This window comes from Bifidobacterium sp. N5G01 (assembly GCF_002742425.1).
In the GTDB taxonomy this organism is placed as follows: domain Bacteria; phylum Actinomycetota; class Actinomycetes; order Actinomycetales; family Bifidobacteriaceae; genus Bifidobacterium; species Bifidobacterium hominis.
In genome coordinates, this window is the sequence record NZ_NJNP01000003.1 from 107,942 (window position 1) to 128,996 (window position 21,055).

Genomic DNA, 21,055 nt, shown 5'->3' on the forward strand with positions numbered 1-21,055 from the left:
GATATCCCCTTCTCTCCTGCCCCCTTTTTCTTTATTCCTTTTCCTCAAAAATGTGGCGGTATAGATAAAACCAGCGGGAACCATGCCACTCGTCCCGATCTGACCGTTACAATGACGGCGATGTAGACAGTCGCTGGAAAGAGGACGTATGACAAGAAGGTGGACCCCCCGGAGATTTGTGACGCTTCGGCGTGTTCGTGTGACGGCATGCGTGGTCTCATTGACGCTCGCCTCGACGCTCGCATTCGGCGTAGGCGCGCGCAAAACCGTAGCTCTGACCATCGATGGCAAAACCACCACAGTAACCACATACGCGATGAGTGTCGACCGTCTGCTGCAAGAGCGTGGCGTGAAAGTCAAAACGCATGATCTTGTGGAATCCACCAGCCCCACCAGCATGCTGAACAACCATGACGTGGTGACTGTACGAAGCGCCTACCAGACCACCATCACCATCAACGGGCAGGAAGTACCTTTCTGGACAGTGGCGACCAGCGCGGATCAGCTAATCGGCTTTTTCGAACAAAATGAAGCAGACGCGGCAAAAGTCACCGTCAATATCGACAACGTGTACAACAAACTCACCGGCGGACTGATCATCAACCAAAACGGGCCGGTCACCGTCATCGCAGACGGGCAAAGCTCCGCAGCACCAAATGGCAAACTGCCGGCGGCCTCCATTCTTGACTCCAAAGGCATCACGCTGAACAAGGAGGATCGCGTCAGCGTCGAAAAAGACAACGGCGAAACGATCCTGCGCGTCCGCCGCGTGACGCACGGCGAGGAGACACGCACGAAAGCGGTGCCATTCGGCACGCAAACCATCATCGATCCCAGTCTGCAGCCTGGCGAAGTCGTAGTCAGGCAGGAAGGCGAGGAAGGCGAAATCCAGCAAACGTACGACGTCACGTATGTGGATGGCGAGAAGGAAAGCGAGACGCTGACCAACGAAACAACCACGAAAATCGCCCTTGACCGGATCATCGCAGTAGGACCGGCAGCATCTTCCGACGATTCTGGTTCGGGTGGCGGATCCGGCAATTCCGGAGATACCGGCAATGCCGACAATTCCGGGAAAAAGGATAATTCCGGAAAGAACGATAATTCGGATAAGAACAACAATTCCGATAATTCCGACAAGAAAAACGAGTCGAACAATAATTCCGATAATACGAACAATTCGGGCGACAACAATAAAGACGACAGCAAGAAAGACGATTCCGGATCAAAAACGGACCCGGATCCGACGCCAACTCCGGACCCGGCCCCCACACCGGATCCGACACCGACGCCCACCCCGACACCGCAACCTTCCGATCCTTCGGCAGGATGCCGCCTCTACCACCCTTCCCCCGCGCAGGCACAGGCCTACGCAGCCGGAGCCGCGGCGCAATATGGCTGGACCGGGCAAAACTGGACCGATCTGGTGAAACTGTGGACGCGCGAATCAAGCTGGCTGTGGTATGCGGAAAACGCATCTTCCGGAGCTTACGGCATCCCGCAATCGCTTCCAGGCAGCAAAATGGCGGCATTCGGCGCAAACTGGCGTGACGATGCGGCCGTACAGATCGACTGGGGTCTAAGCTACATCGCGCAACGATACGGCAACCCATCGAAGGCATGGGAGCATTCCGAGCAAGTCGGATGGTATTAAACAACGCCGATCGCAACAATACGCAAACGTAACAACACACACTTTTTCATACCAGTTGAACGGATAATGAGGTAATGACAGAAAACGCGAACGAAACCAACGAAACCGACGAAACTGTGCAAGGCCACCTGTTGGGGGCTGCTGACATTCGCCGTATCGCAGCCGAGGCCGGTATCAGCCCGACAAAAAAATTCGGGCAGAATTTCGTAATCGACCCGGGCACGGTTCGTCGTATCGTGCGCGAGGCGGGTGTGACCGCCGACGATCACGTGCTGGAAGTCGGACCTGGATTGGGTTCACTGACATTGGCGATTTTGGAAACCGGTGCAACGATGACCGCCGTGGAGATCGACCCGCCCGTTGCGGAACGACTGCCTGGCACCATCGCCGAATTCATGCCGGACGCGGTGGATCGTTTCCGTGTAGTCAACCGTGACGCCTTGACCGTAACGCCGGAAAATCTGCCTGATTTCAATAATGACGATTCGTTCACACTCGTAGCAAATCTGCCATACAACGTGGCCACGCCGATTCTGCTGACGTTGCTGGAACGTTTTGACAATCTCGGAACTTTTCTGGTGATGGTGCAGAAGGAAGTCGCGGACCGACTGAGTGAAAAACCCGGTTCAAAGATCTACGGCACTCCAAGCGTGAAGCTCGCATGGTACGGCACCGCGGAACGTGTGGGCATTATCGGGCGCAATGTGTTCTGGCCGGCGCCGAATGTGGATTCCGCGCTGGTGCTGTTCAAACGATACGAGGGCGGGCACACGCCTTCCGCCAACAATCCCGACGGTTCCGTGGTGGACCGCGAAACCGTGTTCCGTCTCATCGACGCCGCATTTGGGCAGCGACGCAAAACCCTGCATGCCGCGTTGAAGAAAATCGTACCTTCCGAAGCGTTTGAGCGAGCAGGCATCGATCCGACGCGACGCGGCGAGACGCTTACCATCGACGAATTCGTGGCACTGGCACGAGCCATGGGCGAGGTGCCGGAAGCATGAGCGGCAACGGCAACGCAATCAACACGGTCAGTGTGGACTGCCCGGCAAAAACGAATCTGACCTTGCACGTAGGCAAGCCACGCAGCGAATGGGGCGGCCGGCACGAGCTGGACACCATTTACTGCGCCGTCAGCGTGTACGACACCGTCACCGCCAGCCGCAAAAGACCTGGATCCGGGTTTTCACTGAACCTCGAAGGCGCCTATCTTGGCGACCTGGCCTCCTCAGGCAACGATATGCGACGCAACCACGCAGTACTTGCCCTGTTCGCTTTGGCCGAGGCGAGCGGCCATGAACCGGATGTGGCGTTGAACATCGAAAAACGCATTCCCGTCGGCGCAGGCATGGCGGGTGGTTCCGCGGATGCGGCTGCCACGATTTTGGCGTTGAACACGCTATGGAATCTTGATTGGCCCATCGAACGGTTGCAGCAGGTTGCCGCCACATTAGGCGCGGATATGCCGTTCTGTCTGACCGGAGGCTACGCGCGAGGCACAGGCTTCGGCGAGCAGATCGAACAGCTCAGCGAGTACAGCGACGACGTGCGAAATCTGACGAGACAGGGTTTTGCAGGCCGCCTGCTGGTCGGCGCATATCAGGCGGAACTGCGCACGCCGGAAGTGTATGCCATGTTCGACCAAATCGGCGCCGGACCAGGAGACAACAATCATCTGCAACAAGCGGCGATCTCACTGCACCCACGCAGCGGACAGGCGATCGACGAAGCATTGCGGGCAGGCGCAAAGCAAGCGTTCGTCTCCGGATCCGGCCCTTCCGTAATCGCATTCGTACCAACCGACGATGCCGCACACGCGGTGCAGTCGGCATGGCAGGAAAGCCGTTGCGTCGACCGCATCATCGCCACCAAGGCACCGGCCCATCCGATTGTGCATATCATCGCGTAACAGTAAGGTTGAAGTCAACAGATTTTTTGGAGAAGGACTCGTACATGACTCAGGCTAACGATGAGCGCGCCGCGCGCAAACAGTACATTCGCCGCCGTCAAAAGGTGGCGTTCACCATAACTGGCGCCATTTTGACGGTCGCATTGGTGACTTCCCTGCTGTTCTTCTTCCATGTTGGAGGATTGGGCAGGGTCAAGTCGGCTGCAGTACAACCGAATTACGGCCAGCAGGCTCCTTGCGCCACCCAGGAACAGGATGGAAGCAACGGCAAATACGTGGAGAACCGCAACATCACCGTGCGCGTGCTCAACGGCACTGAATTCTCCGGCTTCGCACAAGCCGTCAGCAGCGCGCTACAGAATCGCGAGTTCAACACCCAGGCCGCCGGCAACTACACCAGTTCCCAGGTGGAGCGCACGATGATCATCTTCGGCAAGAACGCCGTTAATCAGGCGTACACGGTGAACAGCAACTTCACCGACGCGAAAATGGTGATGGACGATCGCGAGGATATGCTGATCGACGTTGTGGTTGGCGCAACCTTCGACAATCTGCAGGATCAAAAGCAAGTGCCGACCGCCGGCAAGAAGATCGAAAGCTTCGAAGGATGCGTTACCGTCGACAAGATGGCCGACGTGCAGAAGGCCCCCGAACACGACGCCGTGTGATTTGCAGATTTTTTTGATTTGCAGATTCTTGGATTGACCTCGCGATTTTCATTTTCTGACCTCATGATTTCGATTTTTTACTGAAAATCAAGATCATGAGGTCAGTTTGCAAATCGTGAGGTCAGAAGGCGGATTATTCGGCCTGCTGTTCCTCGTACCAACGGTTCAACTCGGCAACAGCAACATCACGCTCGACCGGGCCGTTATCGAGACGATATTCCAGCATGTGCTTGTACGCCTTGCCAACCAGCGGTCCCGGTTCAATGCCGAGCAGCTGCATGATTTCGTCACCGTTCAGATCAGGGCGGATCGCGTCGAAATCCTCCTTCTCCTTCAGATCGCGCACGCGCTGTTCCATCTCGTCCATCGCCGACGAGAACACCATGGCCTTGCGCTTGTTCTGCGTGGTCGCGTCGGCACGCGTCAGGCGGTTCAAACGCTCGTACAGCGGGCCTGCGTCTTTGACGTAACGGCGGACCGCGGAATCCGTCCACGGCTCCTCCACGTATCCATGGAAACGCAAGTGAAGGTTGACCAGTTCGCTGACGTCCTCGACCATATGATGATCGAAATGCAATGCCTTAAGGCGCTTGCGGGTCATTTTCGCGCCGACCGCATCATGATGATGGAAACTCACCTTGCCGCCCGATTCGAAACGACGCGTCTTCGGCTTGCCGATATCGTGCATGAGCGCGGCAAGACGCAACGTCAGGTCTGGAGCTGGCACAGGACCGTCCGGGCCGGTTTCGAGAGCGACAGCACGATCAATGACGATCATGGTGTGCTCGAACACGTCCTTATGACGATGATGTTCGTCGATTTCGAGCTGCAATGCCGGAATTTCCGGGAAGACGATATCCGCAAGACCGGAATCGACCAGCGCTTCGATACCTGCACGCGGTCGATCGGACAGCAGCATTTTGACCAGTTCGTCACGTACGCGCTCGGCGGAAACGATTTCGATGCGATCGACCATGTCGGTCAACGCTTCGGCGGTTTCCGGTTCGATGCGGAAGCCCAGTTGCGCCACGAAACGCACGGCGCGCATCATGCGCAGCGGATCGTCATCGAACGACTGGCGAGGATCGACCGGCGTGCGCAACACGCCCTTGGCCAAATCGTTCGCACCGCCGAACGGATCGACAAATTCCAGTTCGGGCACGCGCAATGCCATGGCGTTCACCGTGAAATCACGGCGGGAAAGATCGCCTTCCAGCGTGTCGCCATAATTAACTTCCGGCTTGCGCGAGTCGGGGTCATACGTGTCGGAACGGTAAGTCGTTACCTCAACCTGCACTTCCGTGCCATCCTCGCGACGGCGCATCGCACCCAGCGTGCCGAATTTGCGTCCCATATCCCAAAAGCCATCACGCCCAAAACGGCGCAAAATATGTTCAAACTGCTCAGGACGCGCCGACGTGCAAAAATCCAAATCATGCGATTTACGATGCAACAGCAGGTCCCGGACGGGACCTCCCACCAACGCCAATTCATAGCCTTCCGCGGCGAACATACGCCCTAATTCAATGGCCTCTGGCCACACTTCGAAGTTCACGCCATCCCTTTCCGACACCACAAGTTTCTGCCTTACTAGCATACCGTTACCCCACCTGCACACAGAATTGAGTATGGTTGGAATCATGATTACGCCCGCAGACCTTGCACGCATGCTTGCCCATGCTGCGGACGACCATACCCAAAATCCGATGGAATCGGACAAACTGCTGTACACATCGCAGTCCGTTTCCTTGCGGCAAGAGACCATCATCACGCCCAGCGCACCCACCCCAGCAATGATGCCGCAACGGCGCGCCACAGACGGTCCGACCACATTCGCCTCGCTCGACGCGCAGGAACTGCCGGTGGTACGCGAATATTCGGCGGGCGGTCTCGTGTTCGATGACAAGGGCCGTGTGGCGATCATCGCACGTCATTCACGCAGCGGGCATTTGGAATGGTGCCTGCCGAAAGGTCATATCGAAAAAGGCGAGACACCGCAGCAAACCGCCGTTCGCGAGGTACATGAGGAAACCGGCATTTTGGGTGAAGTGGTCGATTCCATCGCTACCATCGACTACTGGTTCACGGGAACCAGCCAGCGCGTGCACAAGCTGGTGCATCACTTCGCATTGCGCCAGATCGGCGGCGAGCTGACGGTGGAAGGCGACCCGGACCATGAGGCAGAAGACGCGATTTGGGTGGATTTTGCTGATTTGGACGACGTTCTCAGCTACCCGAACGAACGAAAGATAGCATGGTTGTACGCAAGGAAACTCAACAGACAGGCGTGAAGGTGAATCAACCCGCACAACGGAACGTTCCGCACGGCATACGTGCTCTTTCGGCAATCCTCGCCATGGTCATGACCATGGCGTTGATGTTGTTATACGCACCTACGCCACATGCCAAAGCCGAAGAAACACAGGAAACACAATCGGGAGCCATGCTGTCAATCGACTCCTCCACAGCCGTGCTGACAGACACTTCCGGCTATCATCTGAGCGCAACGGTGACCAACACCACAGATCAGGAAATCCCATCGGGCACGCTGACCCTCGCCATGAACGCCTTCTACACGTTCGTGTCGCGCAACGATATCCAGGAATGGTCGGAAGGCATCGGGCAGATCCCAACGCCCAATATCGTGGGCCAAAGCGAGGTTCCCGCGCTTCAGCCGGGAGCTTCAGCGAACGTGCGCATCGACGCGGAATCAAGCCAAGAGGCACTGGCATCCATCAACTCCTGGGGTCCCAAGCCCATCACTCTCAGCTATGAGGCCGGCGGAGTCCAGCAAGACAAAGCACACACTTTCGCAACACGGACCGGAGCTGGAATCAATACCCCCGACACGCCCGCGATGAATATCACCATCGTGCAGCCGCTCGAAGCGCAAGGATGGACCACCGACAACACCATGCTGGAACAGCTCGTCAACAAAGGTGGCGTCACTTCCGCAGAACTTTCGAAAATCGCCGTTCCCGGCAAAGAAGACGAGGCACGACTCAAGTCGCTGGAACAGACGTTCACCAAGCATGACAAACTGCAGGTGGTGGCCGATCCGACCTATCTGAAGGCGATGCCGATGCCGACGCAAGTCGACGGCATCACGCAACCGGCCCTATTCGACATCACCGCCTATTCCGCGCTGAACGACAGCAAAACCTATGATTCGGCAAGCGTCGGCACCTCGCAATGGAACGCCGAACAGGCCTTGGAAAACTATCAATCGGCGTTGGGCGACCCGAACGCAAGTATGACCACGTATGCATGGCAGGGCACCGGCAATTGGACGATCGAGGCGCTCACGAAAGCCAAGCAGCAGGGGTACGACACCGTCATCGCCACGCATGATTTCGAAGAGAACGATGCGGCTACCGCAGAAACAGGCAAGGCCATAGTGGCCACCGACGCGGGCGACGTCACCGTACTGACCGCGCAAAGCGTGCTTTCCAACCTTGCACAGGGCAAGGCGACCAGTGCCGACGCCGAAGCGGATGACGAGGGAACAACGGCCGGGCGTCTCGCACGATTCGTCGCGCAAAGCGCGTTCTACCAAATGGAACAGCCGTATGCGGAACGCAACCTGCTGGTCTGCCTAAACGACAATTCCGACCCAGCCGTCGTGGATGCGCTGATGACGGACGTCGAACAATCGCCGTGGCTGAACATCACCGATCTGAACACATTAAGCAACGCCGACCCCGCCTTGAGCGGTGACGATGCGGCCGCGATCGTACCACAATCCGACGGAATCAATGATGCGACACAAGCCAATCTCAGGCAGACGCTCAACACGCTGGCAGCCTCGACAAGCGACATCAAACGATTCAACGCGTCCATCCTCACCGACGTCGCCGACGATGCCAAGCAGTCCCCCGCAGGCCTCAAAGCGTGGCGCAGACAGCTCGTCAACGCGCACGGCATCATGGCCCTGCACGCGCTAGGCGGCGAAAATCCAGCCGGAAGCACCATGGTGGAAGGAGCCGGGCAACTGGCGTCCCTGCTCATCAACGGAGTGACCATCACACCGACGGAAAACGTCAACGTGGTCAGCGAAACCGCGCAAATGCCCGTTACCATCAGCAACAGCCACCCCTATCCGGTCACGGTAAAAGTCTCATCATTGACCAACTCCATGCAGATTGTCACTTCGCGTTTCGACACCGTGGAGGTACCCGCAAACGGCGAAGCCCAAGTGGCATTCATCATCCGTGTGGCCACCTCCGGCACCGCGGACGCCACACTCAGCCTGCAGGACAGGCAGGGCATCGCATTCGGAGCAACACAAACCACCCACATCACCAGCGCATTGCAAATCAGCGACAAAACCGGCTTCATCATCATCGGCATCGCCGTGCTGCTTGGAGCTTTGGGACTGTGGCGCCAATTCCACCGTAAGAAAGATCCCGACGAATGAGTTCTTCCGTTGGCCGTAATTCACTGATCATGGCCTCCGGCACCGCGGCCTCGCGCGTGACCGGGCAAATCCGTACCATTCTGCTCGCCTGGGCTTTAGGCACCACCGGCTATGCGGCAAACGCCTACCAGGCCGGGTCTATGATTCCGCAGGTCATCTACACCCTGGTTTCCGGCGGTATTTTCAACGCCGTGCTCGTGCCGCAGATCGTGCGCACGTTGAAGGCGAAAGACGCCGAAACCAAGCTCAACAGGCTCATCACACTCGCCATCACCATGTTGTTGGCGGTGACGATTCTGATGGCGCTGTCCACGCCACTGCTCACCAGACTGTATGTGAACGGCGGCCCGGAAACCATGGCGTTGGCAACCTCGTTCACCTTGTGGTGCATGCCCCAGATCTTCTTCTACGGCCTGTATACGGTGATTGGCCAGATTCTTGCGGCCAAAGACCATTTCACCGCGTATGCGTGGAGTTCGGTGGGTGCGAACATCATCAGCTGCATCGGTTTCGGCACATTCATCGCATTGTTCGGCCGCGCCACGGAACATCCGCTTGATTTCTGGACTGCCGACAAAATCGCTTTGACGGCCGGAACATGGACATTGGGCGTGGCATTCCAAGCGTTGGTGCTGTTCATTCCGCTGACCAAAATCGGATTGAAATACCGCCCGCAATTCGGACTTCGCGGCATCGGCTTGCGTTCGATGGGACCGGTCGCAGCTTGGAGCGTCGGCATTGTCGTAATCGACCAGCTCGCCAATATCGTAATCACGCGCACGTCCACCAACGCGCCGATGCTCGCGCAGCAGAAGTTCGGTATCAATCCGCTCGATGTGGCCGGCAATGCCTCATACCAGAACGCGTACACGATTTACATGCTGCCATATTCGCTGATTGCCGTTTCGCTTGCAACCGCGATTTTCCCGAAAATATCCCGTGCGATCGCCGACCATAATATCGCCGAAGCGCGCACCGATTTAAGCCAGGCAATGCGCAATATGGGCGTGATCATGTGTTATTTCTCGGTCGCTTTCGTAGTGATGCCCGTTCCGATCATTCTCGCGTTGCTGCCGTCTGTGAGCGTCAGAGAGGCGATTCTTATGGCGGGACCGTTGGTCACGCTTGGCGTGGGACTTCCGTTCGCCAGCGCGTATCTGATTATCCAGCGCACGTTCTATGCATTCGAAGACGGCAAATCGCCGTTCATTTTCATGCTGTTCGCCATGGGCATTCAAGCGGTAGGCGTGATAATCGGCGCGAAGCTACTTCCCCCTACCGAATGGACGACAATGATCGGCACGGTAGGAGCCATAAGCTACATACTGCCGATTCCCATCCTGTATGTCATGTTGCGCAAACGTTTCGAAAACAATATCGACGGTCCGCGCATAGCCATCTCGTATCTGAAATCGATTGGCGCGGCAGCAGCTGCCATGCTCATCGGCGTGATGGCACGTGACAGCGTCTACCAGCTCGTCGGCGCCCAGATCGGAGCGGTGGACGGTCATATGAACTGGATTCAGGCAGTGGTGTGCGCTGCGCTGTTGACCATAGTGACTTTCATCGTTTACGCGGGCATGTTGCGGCTGCTGCGTTCTGAGGAATTCGACGAGGCGATCGTACTGCTTTCCTCACGTATTCCCGGACTTCGCAAGCCGACCAGCCCCAACGATAGACTGGAGCAAGGCGACGCCGAAAACGGCGAGTGACCATAGGCAGAACAAACGTTTACAAAAAGTTGAAGGAACCCATGAAACCTCAGCTGGGAGATACCATCAGCAATCGCTACGTGCTCGTTTCGCCGTTGCGCGAAGAAACCGGACTGCAGGTCTGGAAGGCCAGCGACCATGTGCTCGCACGGGATTGCCAGCTGTTTATCGTCAGCAGCAGCAAGGCATTGCAGGAAGTCAACGCAACCGCTTCCATGCTGGCCATTTCGCACGACTCCCACTTCACAAAAGTGTTGCAACTCCAGCATGTCGGCAAGGTCGCGCTGGTGGTGACACAGCTTGACGAAGGCATGGCCCTCAGCGAATATCTTGCGCTGAACGCCAACCAGCCGTTGAGCTATACAGCCATGCGTTCCATCATTGGCGAAGTCATCGAATCGTTGCATGTGCTGCAAAAAGACAATCTCACGCATTTCTCCATCAGCACCGACACGGTGCGCCTGACCCGTTCCGGCATTCAGATTGCAGACGCTCCGGTGAGCGTCATGCTTGCCGACACTTCTCGCGCGCAGGCTTTGGAAAATCGGGAACAGCTTGCGATTCGGCAGATTGCGGCATTGCTGTATGCGATGCTGACCCGCCGTCCGTCCACATTGTCGACTGATTTCCGTCTGGACGCGCTCGCGCCGACCACGCCGATGGAATTCCGTGTGATCTGCAAGCGCGGACTTGAGCTTGAAGAGGCCGACGGCTTCCCCACCGTTCCGATGGCGACTCTCGCGGAATTGGAGGCGCTGCTTGGCGAGTACCAGCCGCTGTCATCGTTGGGGGGTATGGATGTCACGTTGCCTTCCATGGATTCGGAGTGCTCGATCGCCAATGTTCCGTTGCTGCAGATCCTTGAGAAGGATACGCTCCTGCTACCGGATACGCTGGCGGTGACTGGAAGCATTCCGGAAATGACGTTCACGGCTCCCGAACCGCATAACGATTTTTCCGATGGCAAGGAGGCTTTGGCGAAAAGCGTCGCAGCCACCAGCGGAGCGGTGAAATCGTTGTGGAGCAGCGGCCGTGAGCTGCTGAGCGAAGAAGACATCGATGGCGTGACCGACACCAGCGATTCCCCCTTCTCCTTCCCCATCAGGGTTTCAGTACCGTCCGACGGCATGTCGTCAGACGATTCCCAGTTGGAAAAAACCGGCCGCATTCCAGTGATCGGCGCGGACGGTCAGGTCATTCAGCCCGGCGAGGAGTCCGCTCGCGCGTTGAAGGCAGAGCAGGAGGCGATCGACGCCGCGTATGCCGCCGGTCGAGCCGCAGTTCCGCCGAGCTTCACACCGAAGAATCCTTCTCCCACGTCGGCGAGTACTGACGTTGCCGACGCGAAACTGTTTGGCAAGCTGAAAACGAAGGTCGTTGCGATTATCGTTGCCGTTCTTGTTGTTGCGGTAGCGCTTGGTTTCGCTATTCAGGGTTTGATGAAGCCTTCAGATTCGGTTACGACTGATTCCGAAGGACCATGGCCGGAAATAAATCTTGACAAGGTGCCGTTCGGCGAGGGCGATCAGACGGATGCGAATTCCGCGGATTCTTCCAATTCTGATAAGTCCGGCAATACCGATAAGTCCAACAATACCGATTCGTCCAATTCCGCGGATTCTTCCGATACTTCCGCCAATGCGCCGGCATCTGGCGATTCATCATCCAAGAAACTCAAGAAAACCGAAGACAAGGTCGTGACCGCTGACAAGCAGTCGAAGAAGGTACCGAATCCGAAGCAGCCGGAAAACACGACTGCATACGAAATCGACAATCGTCAGTTCCTGTCGAACCCTGACGGACAGCAGGGCTACGGATATTACGTGCACCTGAGCCAACCGCAGAACGTGTCTCGCATGGTCATCAAGATTCGTTCTTCGGGCGGCCAGGGATACATTCGCGTGAACGCGACGAACAGCCCGTCCCAGGGTGAGCAGGTGGCACAGTTCAAATTCGACGATTCCGGCACTACCGAAGTGAAGTTCGACAAGTCTGTGAAAACGCAGGACATCATGCTGTGGGTGCCGCTTGACAGTCTGCCCGGCAGCCAGCTGTACATCGATTCCCTGCAGATCTTCTAATCGTTGTCACCGTCTTTCTAACGTTTTCCGGAAAAGACGCGCATGGAGGGCACGTGTAATATGCACGTGCCCTCCTTTGTATCTGCCACTCGATTGTCTGCCGAAATCGTTGATGTCAATCAACTACATATCCCAAATTAGTGGTCAAATCGACTTGTGCAGACATACAACCGGGGTTGTACAGACAATCCGCCGCGCAGACCACTTACTCCGGCCAGTGTTCGAAGAGGGTGAGGAGCTTTTCGACGTTGACGTCGCTCCAGCTGTCGATTCGAGGACCATCGTACGCGCTGTTGTACGGCTGATCGAACACAACCACGTGCTGCCCGGCTTCGCGCAGGGTTTCGATGTTCGCCGGCGAATCGTCGATGTGGATCGTGGCCTGCATACTGTCTTTCAGCCCAGTGAAGCACAGGCTCATGTACGGAATGTGATTGCTATCCAACCATTGCGCGGTGTCGGAAACGACCATCTGATGCTGGCCGGACACGAACAGCCGATGCGTGACGATGCGAATGTACACGTGCTCGCCCGCCAATCGTTGCAGCGCCTGCGCTACCCCCGGAAGCGGCTTCATCGTCGCATACAGATGCTCACGTTCCGCGGCTTTATGCGTTTCGATGTAATCGTCAAGCGTGTCGAACGGCCATCCATCCTCGCGGGTGAGATTGTAGTGCGCGGCCCGCAACGCACGTTCCGGCACGTCAATGCCCTGCCGATGCAGATAATCGCGGATCGCACCTTTGTAATCCGCGCAGACGCCGTCCAAATCGAGATTGAGCACGCGATATCCCTGCACGCCCACGCGCTGACTCTCGTATTGTTCAGGAATAGTCGCCATATCACGTTCCTTTCTTATGCCTGATGCCGATCAGCCCGTCGAATAGCCACGCCAATCAGCTCGCTATCAATCAATGTACCGTGACATTCGTCGGCAACAAGCGCAAATACTCCCGCAGGTAAGGAAGATAGAAAAGGGATAGAAAAAGACGAGATTGCCAAAAATCTTACAGAAGAACGATTTTGAGACTTTCATAAAAAGACAGAAAATTCAAAGATCACACCACTTCTTTTTGCGACGGCGATACTGCCCGGCAATCGACGATCAACTTTCATCACAGCATCATTACGTTTATTTCAAGATTAGCCGATGAAAATACAAAAGAATCAACGATCGTTGCATGACATTGACGGTTGCACCTGCCTATAATGAAGGCACAACAGAACAAAGAGACACGATGCGGCAGGGACCGGAGAGAAAACCGGAGCCGCACCCCACACGCGGGGAAACGGCAACGCCACCCGCGCTGAAACAATAAACAAGACTTACGGCAGCGGCCAGAGGAAAGAAAAGAAAACAAGAACGCCGCCAAGCCGAACGAAAGGAAACATCATGAAGAACAACACTTTCAACCAGATCGTCAACGCCAACCTCGCTTCCATCGATCCAGGCTTCGGCCAGTTCGCACTCGCCAAGGCTAGCGCCGATCTGTTCAAGAAGGTCATCAACAAGTGACCCAAGGCCTGCACAAGCAGGCGTCACACTTAAATAACCAAAGGGCTTGCGTTCCGCATGGAGCGCAAGCCCTTTTCTCATGTTCCGCTCAAGCACTGCCAAGAATCCAGCCACCACCAGCAACTGCACACACAGCCCCTCACATAACCACACACAACAACTCGTGTTTCACGTGAAACTCTGTAGATGATCCGATTCGGAAGGTACTTGATAATACGCCATAAGAAAAAGGAATGCGCGAAATCGTGAGATGCGTGGATGTCCGTTTTGACGATTCGCTACAGTGGGAATATGAGTGATTTGCGAGATGCGATTATTGTCGGGTCCGGCCCTGCCGGATATACCGCAGCCATATATTTGGGCCGAGCTGGATTCAAACCACTGGTCATCGCGGGCGCGCTGACCCCAGGCGGGCAGCTCGTCAACACCACCGAAGTGGAGAATTTCCCAGGCTTCCCCGATGGCGTTATGGGACCGGAACTCATGGACAATATGCAACGCCAAGCGGAGAAGTTCGGCGCAGAAATCATTTGGGATGACGTTGTTTCCGTGAGCAACGATGACGCCACCGGCGTGAAAACCGTGCGCGTCGATCTGGGAGACGTTTTCGAAACCCGTGCTTTGATCATCGCAACCGGATCGGAATACCGCAAGCTCGGCATCCCCGGAGAGGCGGAATATTCCGGCAAGGGCGTGTCATATTGTGCGACTTGCGACGGCTTCTTCTTCCGAGATAAGCCGATTATTGTGGTCGGCGGCGGCGATAGCGCATTCACTGAAGCTGATTTTCTTTCCCGATTTGGATCGTCGGTGACGTTGATTCATCGTCGTTCCGAATTCCGCGCATCGCAGATTCTCGTGGAACGCGCTCAACAGAATCCGAAAATCACCATCATCACAGATTCCGTGGTGGAGGAAATATTGGGAGACGACAACGGAGCACAATCCGTGAACATTCGCAACGTCATCACCGGAGAGATTGGCACGATTGCCGCAAACGGTATTTTCGTAGCGATCGGCCACTCCCCCGCCACAACTTTTATTGACGGCATTGTGCAGCGAGATGCGGCTGGATATATTCAGGTGGATGGCGCCAGCACACGCACCAGCACTGCCGGTATTTTTGCAGCAGGCGATTGCGTTGACAGTATTTACCGTCAGGCGATCAGTGCCGCCGGCATGGGCTGCCGGGCTGCCCTTGACGCCCAAGCCTACCTAGAGCAGTAGCACTCCCCATGACGGTCATTCATACAGTCATCTCACAATCATGACTGTATGAATGACCGTTATGTGACCGTGATACACGGTCATGCCCTGCAAAAACTGGAAAAACGAACGGAAGGGCGGCATATTCTGTTCACGACTGTAAGCTTGGTCAAACAGCCTTGAGTGTGTCGTGAATAGAATATGCCGCCCTTCTGCGAACATCACACTGATCAGACAGAGAAACTCGAGAAATACTATTCTTCAGCAGAAGGCATGAGCATGTCGACAATGCGCTTCATGTCGTCTTCGGATTTGAACACGATTTCGATGCGACCATGTTCCTTGGATCCCTTGATGGACACCTTCGTGTCGAACCTCTTTTCAAGGCCGACCTGCATCGGCGTTCCCGCCCACGGATTCAGTTTGCTGGTCTTCGCCTTCTTCGGCTGATCCGATTCGGCGGCCTTCATCGACACGATTTCCTCGGTGCTGCGAACAGACAGTCCTTCGGCGATAATGCGCGTCGCAAGCTGTTCCATATCAGCTTCGGCCGGCAATCCCAGCAGCGCACGCGCGTGACCTGCCGATAAGAGTCCGGAAGAGACCTTCTTTTGCACGGTTGCAGGCAGATTCAGCAATCGCAAGGTATTTGCGATCTGCGGGCGTGATTTCGATACAGATTTCGACAATTGCGCCTGTGTCAGACCGAAATCGTCGATCATTTGCTGATAGGCAGCCGCTTCTTCCAGCGGATTCAACGCAACGCGATGCAGATTCTCCAGCAGAGCGTCACGCAACATGTCATCGTCTGCCGTGGTTTTGACGATCGCAGGAATCGTTTTCAGACCTGCGATCTGTGAAGCACGCCAACGACGCTCGCCCATGATGAGCTCATACATGCTATCCATGCGACCGTCGAACATATTGTGCGGCTCGGCATTGTTGGCGGCGTTCTCCTTGCGCGCGGCCTCAATCTGCGCGAGAGGACGTTTCCGTACGACAATGGGCTGCAGCACGCCGACTTCCTTGATGGAATCGGCAAGTTCACGAAGATCATCCTCGTCGAAAATAGTACGCGGCTGATGCAGGTTGGGTCCGACGTCACTCAGACGCAATTCAACCAAGTATCCACCCTGCACCGGCAGCAGTTCCGGTTCGCTGTTCTTTGCATCTTCGTTCTTTTTTACCGCTATAGTTTCACGTGAAACACTCCCCTGCTTCACATCGGCAGAAGGAGCGACAGGACTGGTGGCACCGAAGAACATGTCAGCTGGATGAGCCGCTTCGTTCAGCGTGATGGAAGGCATGCTGGCACGATGAACGCCTCCCTTCTTGATTTCACGTGAAACGTTTTTCTTCATGTCGCGGACGGCATCGACGGAAGCCTTGGCTGTCACCATGGAGCTTTTAGCGCCTGCATTCTTTTCCACAGACGGCACGTCGGCACTGTCAGCCATATTTCCGGAAGTTTTCGCGGACGATTTGTTATCGGCCTTCACCCCTGCAGCAGGAGTAGCCGGCTCAGCGGCAGCTTCCGATTTTGCCGACTCTCCTGGAAGAGACGGAAACAGCGCGCCGAGACCCCTGCCTAAACGTGATTTCGTAGCCATAATCAGTTCTCATTCCTTCTTGCATCGATAGCCTGCAACACCGTCTGCGAGCGACGTGCGAGTTCCAACGCGGCCTCGCAGTAGGAGATTGCACCCATGCCCTTGGGGTCGTAGGCGATAACGCTTTGATTAAAGCTTGGCGCTTCCGATATTTTCACCGTTCGTGGAATCGTGGTGTCCAACACGATGGTCGGATAGTGGCTTTTGACCTCGTCATGCACTTCACGGCTGAGCAGGGTTCGCTTATCGAACATGGTGATCAGCATGGTAGAAACGAGCAGTGACGGATTGAAATGTTCCTGCACCAGCCCGATGGTATTGATAAGCTGGCCAAGCCCCTCCAACGCATAGTATTCAGCCTGGATCGGAATCAGCATCTCATGCACCGCGCACATGGCATTAATTACCAGCAGTCCAAGGCTTGGAGGGCAATCGATAATCACGTAATCGTAGTGTTCCTCGCTGTTCTCAAGAAACTCGTCAACCGCGGTTTTCAGCAGCACATTGCGATTTTCCATGTCGGCGACTTCCAGCTCGGCACCACTCAAATCAATGGAGGCTGGCACCACATCAAGCAGATCGAAATCAGGGCAGGCACGCTTGACTTCGGCAATGGTTTTCCTACCTTCGATCACGTCGTATACCGACGGCTCTCCCGACGCATGCGGAGCACCCAACGCGGTCGACGCATTGCCCTGTGGATCCATATCGATCAGCAGCACTTTGGAACCGAACTGAGCCAACGCAGCGGAAAGATTCACCGCAGACGTGGTTTTGCCAACGCCGCCCTTCTGGTTAGCGACCGCAATTAGGCGCGTCTGCTCCGGCTTTGGGCAAACGGCCTTCTGCAAGGCGCGATAGCGAGACGATTCGTCGGCGATCTGCGAACCAAGAGGAGAATCCGATCCTCCGAAAATTCGTTTGATGGTTTCCGTTGCCGATTCCATCGATGTCAGGTTATCTGGTCCTTCAGGTCCAGTCATACGTCAGCCTTCCTTACGATATGCTTAACATTCAAGTTTCATCATTTGGGTGGACAGAATCAGCCCATCTCACCCATTGTGCGCAAATGTGGATAACTGTGGATAGTCAGTGGATAACTTGCGCTACTCACAAAAAGTTATCCACAGATATTTTATTGCCATTCCAACATTTTCTCTGCGGTTTATTTCAACGATTCCCCAGCTGTGGATAATGTGGACAACTCGCCTAAATTGTGGATAACTTACTTTTTATCCACCATGAGCACATGGGTCGATTCAAGCCCCGGACCGACCTCGGCATTCACCACTCGCGGACGAACGCCGCCGCACTTGGCGATCTCCATGGAGGCTTTTTCGATCTCCTCCTGAGCGGATCTTCCCTTCAATGCGACCAGACATCCACCGCGTTCAAGCAACGGCAACGTCCACCCGGATAGTTTGGTCATCGGCGCAACGGCACGACAGGTCACCACGGCGAACGGATGCCTTGCCTGAATGGGCTTGCCATCCAAATCCAGTACAGGACCGCGGGCAACCGCTCCCCTGCCGTTCCTGCCACCTTTGCCGTTTCTACCGTTTCTGGCGTTCCCATTGCCACGGTTGCCGCCTTGAGTGCCAGACGCACCCACAATGGCCTCGATCATCTCATTGGCCCTGGCACGCACCACCGCAACGTTCTCCAGCTCCATGTCCGCCACGCACTCGTTCAGCCATTCGATACGCCGCTCCATAGGCTCTACAAGCGTGAACTGGTGATCCGGCAGGCATGCGGCCGCAACGATACCGGGGAAACCGCCACCGCTGCCAATATCGGCAACCGTTTTAAACTGCTTATTGGCCGTGGATTCCCTCACGAAAGGCACAATGGCAGCCGAATTCAGAATATGGCGTTCCCAAATAATCCCAACGTCTCGTGGCCCGATCAAGCCACGGGGTTCGCCTTCTTCGGCAAGTTTCGCATGAAAGACACGCAGCTTGTCCAACGCATCCCCCAGCACTTCCTCAAGAATCGGCGAATCATCAAGTTCGTCTGTCACATCACTCATGGGCACCATCCTATATCCTGCTCTTCCTCATTGCTGGTATTCCAGCCATTACTCCCCGACCAATGCCGGCAATATCGCACGGCCTACGCAGACCGTAAGCAAGTCCATGCGCACATAGGCGTCACGTATCCAGCGCACGACTCGCGTGCAGTCATTCACCAATCGCAATAAAAAAAAGCGCCACCAAATAGTGACGCCATGTTTCACGTGAAACGAGCCGAACTCAGGCCTCATCCTCGTCTTCGGTTTCCTCGGCGGCGGAAGCCTTGAGATACACCGTAACGTAACGATGTGGCTCCTCGCCGTGGGAACGGGACTTCATGCCTTCCTCACGCACCACGTCATGCACGATCTTACGCTCGAAGGAATTCATCGGCTTCAGGTCGACCGGCTCTCCGGTCTCGTGCACCTCGTCGATGGCGTCCAGCGCGATGTCATGCAGACGCTGACGCTTGCGCTTTAGATAGCCGTCGACGTCCACAATGAGATGGGAACGTTCGCCGGTCTTCTGCTGCACGGCAAGTCGCGTCAGCTGCTGCAATGCGTCGACGACCTCGCCGTTGCGTCCGATGAGATGCTTGATATCCGTATCATCATCGGCGACGATTTGCACGGTAGGACGATTGTTGCGCACGCCCATTTCGATATCACCTTCGTAATCAACGATATCGAGCAGTCCTTCAAGATAATCGGCAGCGATATCAGCTTCCTCATTGAGCTGATCGATGGTCTTTTCCTCATCTTGCGCCATGGTGGTTGTACTCCTTTGAGCGGGGTTTCTATTACTAAAAGTCTTGCTATGTAAAGTCTAATTACTGTTTACCACGTCGACGATAAACGCTGATAAAAGTGGTGTGTCCCGCGTTTCACGTGAAACACGGGACACACTCTTACTCACTTCTTTTTCTTTTTACGGCTCGGCTGATGACGCTGGTAGCCGTTCTTTTCCTTCACTTCGGCGGCTTCCTTGGCCTTCTGCAGCGCCTCTTCCTCGAGGGATGGCAGACCGGCCTTGGCTCGGCGGGCGTTCTCATGAACATGATCACGCTTTTCCTTCGCTTCGGCGGCCGGAGATCCCGGAGTCGGGAAGACGTGGATCTGCCAGATGGAACGCAACAGATTGCAGATGTTGTTGGTGAGCCAGTACACCAGCACAGCGAACGGCATGGCAATACCGGAGACAATGTACATGATCGGGAACATCCACAACATCATCTTCTGCATCATTTCGGTCTGCTTGTTTGCCGCAGACTGAGCCATGTTACGCTTCATGCTGTTGTACTGCATGAACCACAGGCAGAAGCACATCAATGCAACGAAGATGGCGATAACTACTTTGCCATGCACGGCGGCGGTCGTGAAGTTATCAGCCACGTTCACACCAAACACTGTGGTGGACGTGAACTGCTTGGCTGTGGCGATGTCGAAAGCGCCAAGACCCTGTCCGTCCCTGAATTTGCCGCGTGCGATGTACGGAATGGCTGACAGCGTATAGAACATGCACATGAATACGGGACCCTGCACGAACATAGGGAGCATGGAAGTGCAGCCACCCATCGGGTTCGCATCATTGTCCTGGTAGAGCTTCATCATCTCGCGCTGCATGGCTTCCTTGCTGGCGGGATCGTTCTTGCCCTTGTATTTGTTTTGGATACGCTGCATCTTTGGCTGCAGGACGGCCATCTGGGCCTGCATCTTGCGCATACCCTTCATGGACTTGTAGAACAGCGGAAAAACGCATGCCTGGACCACAAGTACTAGGAATACGATGGACATGACCCACGAGAAACCGATCTCGTTCATGCCCAGCATCACCAGGAACTTATGGAATACGGCCATGATCTGCGTCATGAGCCACTCGACGGGATACAGGAGCTTATACAGCCAGCCCCAGAAACCGCTGTCGAGGAGGAATTGATTTTGATTCATTACAGGCCAGTCTCCTTATCGCCTATAGGTTTTTCTACGTTCAGAGGCGTGAGCCGAGGTTCCTCGTGTGCCTTCGACCACGAACATCTGTAAAACAAGGAATAAAGCTGCGGAACGTCGTCAATTCCCCCACGGTTCCACTGATTGCAGCGAAGAAGGCGCAATAACGCAAGAAGGCCACCCTTAAGGCGGCCAAATCGTTCAATCGCCTGAATCGCATAATTGGAACAACTTGGATAATATCTGCAGCAGGGTGCGGTATTCGCGGAAATATGACGTTGGTACCAGCGAATGGCGCGAATCATCCAATTTCCGTCACAACCG

18 protein-coding genes are annotated in these 21,055 nt (G+C 55.6%); 10 read left to right on the forward strand and 8 right to left on the reverse strand.

All coding sequences use genetic code 11. The features are described 5' to 3' along the window. Window positions 1-148: 148 nt before the first annotated feature. The 4 genes from CE168_RS06160 (at window position 149) to CE168_RS06175 (ending at window position 4,231) form a co-directional block, all read left to right on the forward strand. Window positions 149-1,654: a G5 domain-containing protein gene (locus CE168_RS06160; RefSeq protein ID WP_099571571.1), complete on the forward strand. Its 1,506-nt coding sequence runs from the start codon at window positions 149-151 to the stop codon at window positions 1,652-1,654. Between the two features lie 74 nt (window positions 1,655-1,728). Then, the gene (gene rsmA / locus CE168_RS06165) at window positions 1,729-2,658 is read left to right on the forward strand and encodes a 16S rRNA (adenine(1518)-N(6)/adenine(1519)-N(6))-dimethyltransferase RsmA (protein ID WP_099571572.1); all 930 of its coding nucleotides are present in this window, start codon (window positions 1,729-1,731) and stop codon (window positions 2,656-2,658) included. Continuing rightward, window positions 2,655-3,563: a 4-(cytidine 5'-diphospho)-2-C-methyl-D-erythritol kinase gene (locus tag CE168_RS06170; protein ID WP_099571573.1), complete on the forward strand. Its 909-nt coding sequence runs from the start codon at window positions 2,655-2,657 to the stop codon at window positions 3,561-3,563. Before rsmA ends, CE168_RS06170 begins: the two co-directional genes overlap by 4 nt. Before the next feature lie 44 nt (window positions 3,564-3,607). Beyond that, on the forward strand, window positions 3,608-4,231 hold the full coding sequence (locus tag CE168_RS06175) for a LytR C-terminal domain-containing protein (protein WP_099571574.1): 624 nt from the start codon (window positions 3,608-3,610) through the stop codon (window positions 4,229-4,231). A 133-nt stretch (window positions 4,232-4,364) separates the two neighbouring features. Here the strand turns inward: CE168_RS06175 and CE168_RS06180 are convergent, their stop codons facing one another. Further along, a complete protein-coding gene (locus CE168_RS06180) occupies window positions 4,365-5,786 on the reverse strand; it encodes a CCA tRNA nucleotidyltransferase (protein WP_099571665.1) in 1,422 nt (473 codons plus the stop codon). Window positions 5,787-5,859: 73 nt separating this feature from the next. Between CE168_RS06180 and CE168_RS06185 the strand changes: the two genes are divergently transcribed. Genes CE168_RS06185 through CE168_RS06200 form a run of 4 tightly spaced genes read left to right on the forward strand, consistent with a single transcriptional unit; the run spans window position 5,860 to window position 12,441 of the window. Then, on the forward strand, window positions 5,860-6,522 hold the full coding sequence (locus CE168_RS06185) for an NUDIX hydrolase (protein WP_180753446.1): 663 nt from the start codon (window positions 5,860-5,862) through the stop codon (window positions 6,520-6,522). Then, on the forward strand, window positions 6,486-8,648 hold the full coding sequence (locus CE168_RS06190; protein ID WP_099571575.1) for a DUF6049 family protein: 2,163 nt from the start codon (window positions 6,486-6,488) through the stop codon (window positions 8,646-8,648). The genes CE168_RS06185 and CE168_RS06190 overlap by 37 nt, the downstream gene beginning before the upstream one ends. Further along, a complete protein-coding gene (gene murJ / locus CE168_RS06195; protein WP_180753727.1) occupies window positions 8,645-10,360 on the forward strand; it encodes a murein biosynthesis integral membrane protein MurJ in 1,716 nt (571 codons plus the stop codon). Before CE168_RS06190 ends, murJ begins: the two co-directional genes overlap by 4 nt. Before the next feature lie 41 nt (window positions 10,361-10,401). Next, complete coding sequence (locus CE168_RS06200) at window positions 10,402-12,441, forward strand: hypothetical protein (protein WP_180753728.1); 2,040 nt, start codon at window positions 10,402-10,404, stop codon at window positions 12,439-12,441. Between the two features lie 205 nt (window positions 12,442-12,646). On the opposite strand, the gene CE168_RS06205 is transcribed toward CE168_RS06200, so the two are convergent. Further along, window positions 12,647-13,282: a 5' nucleotidase, NT5C type gene (locus tag CE168_RS06205; protein ID WP_099571577.1), complete on the reverse strand. Its 636-nt coding sequence runs from the start codon at window positions 13,280-13,282 to the stop codon at window positions 12,647-12,649. Between the two features lie 552 nt (window positions 13,283-13,834). Between CE168_RS06205 and CE168_RS09260 the strand changes: the two genes are divergently transcribed. Together CE168_RS09260 and trxB are read left to right on the forward strand one after the other, a co-directional pair. After that, window positions 13,835-13,957: a hypothetical protein gene (locus CE168_RS09260; RefSeq protein ID WP_260805169.1), complete on the forward strand. Its 123-nt coding sequence runs from the start codon at window positions 13,835-13,837 to the stop codon at window positions 13,955-13,957. A gap of 291 nt (window positions 13,958-14,248) precedes the next feature. Further along, window positions 14,249-15,184, forward strand: a complete 936-nt coding sequence (gene trxB / locus CE168_RS06210; RefSeq protein ID WP_099571670.1) for a thioredoxin-disulfide reductase — start codon at window positions 14,249-14,251, stop codon at window positions 15,182-15,184. A gap of 233 nt (window positions 15,185-15,417) precedes the next feature. On the opposite strand, the gene CE168_RS06215 is transcribed toward trxB, so the two are convergent. The 6 genes from CE168_RS06215 to yidD all read right to left on the reverse strand — a co-directional run bounded on the left by CE168_RS06215 (window position 15,418) and on the right by yidD (window position 21,036). Next, the gene (locus tag CE168_RS06215; RefSeq protein WP_099571578.1) at window positions 15,418-16,773 is read right to left on the reverse strand and encodes a ParB/RepB/Spo0J family partition protein; all 1,356 of its coding nucleotides are present in this window, start codon (window positions 16,771-16,773) and stop codon (window positions 15,418-15,420) included. A 2-nt stretch (window positions 16,774-16,775) separates the two neighbouring features. Next, complete coding sequence (locus CE168_RS06220) at window positions 16,776-17,720, reverse strand: ParA family protein (RefSeq protein ID WP_099571671.1); 945 nt, start codon at window positions 17,718-17,720, stop codon at window positions 16,776-16,778. A gap of 278 nt (window positions 17,721-17,998) precedes the next feature. Further along, entirely contained in the window at window positions 17,999-18,811 is an 813-nt protein-coding gene (locus CE168_RS06225; protein ID WP_099571579.1) for a 16S rRNA (guanine(527)-N(7))-methyltransferase RsmG, read from the reverse strand. A gap of 214 nt (window positions 18,812-19,025) precedes the next feature. After that, complete coding sequence (locus CE168_RS06235; RefSeq protein WP_099571581.1) at window positions 19,026-19,553, reverse strand: Jag family protein; 528 nt, start codon at window positions 19,551-19,553, stop codon at window positions 19,026-19,028. Between the two features lie 143 nt (window positions 19,554-19,696). Then, window positions 19,697-20,731, reverse strand: coding sequence for a membrane protein insertase YidC (gene yidC / locus CE168_RS06240; RefSeq protein ID WP_099571582.1), 1,035 nt, complete (start codon window positions 20,729-20,731; stop codon window positions 19,697-19,699). Beyond that, window positions 20,731-21,036 (reverse strand): membrane protein insertion efficiency factor YidD, encoded by a 306-nt coding sequence (yidD, locus tag CE168_RS06245; protein WP_004222749.1) that lies wholly within the window; start codon window positions 21,034-21,036, stop codon window positions 20,731-20,733. Before yidD ends, yidC begins: the two co-directional genes overlap by 1 nt. Between the last annotated feature and the right edge of the window lie 19 nt (window positions 21,037-21,055).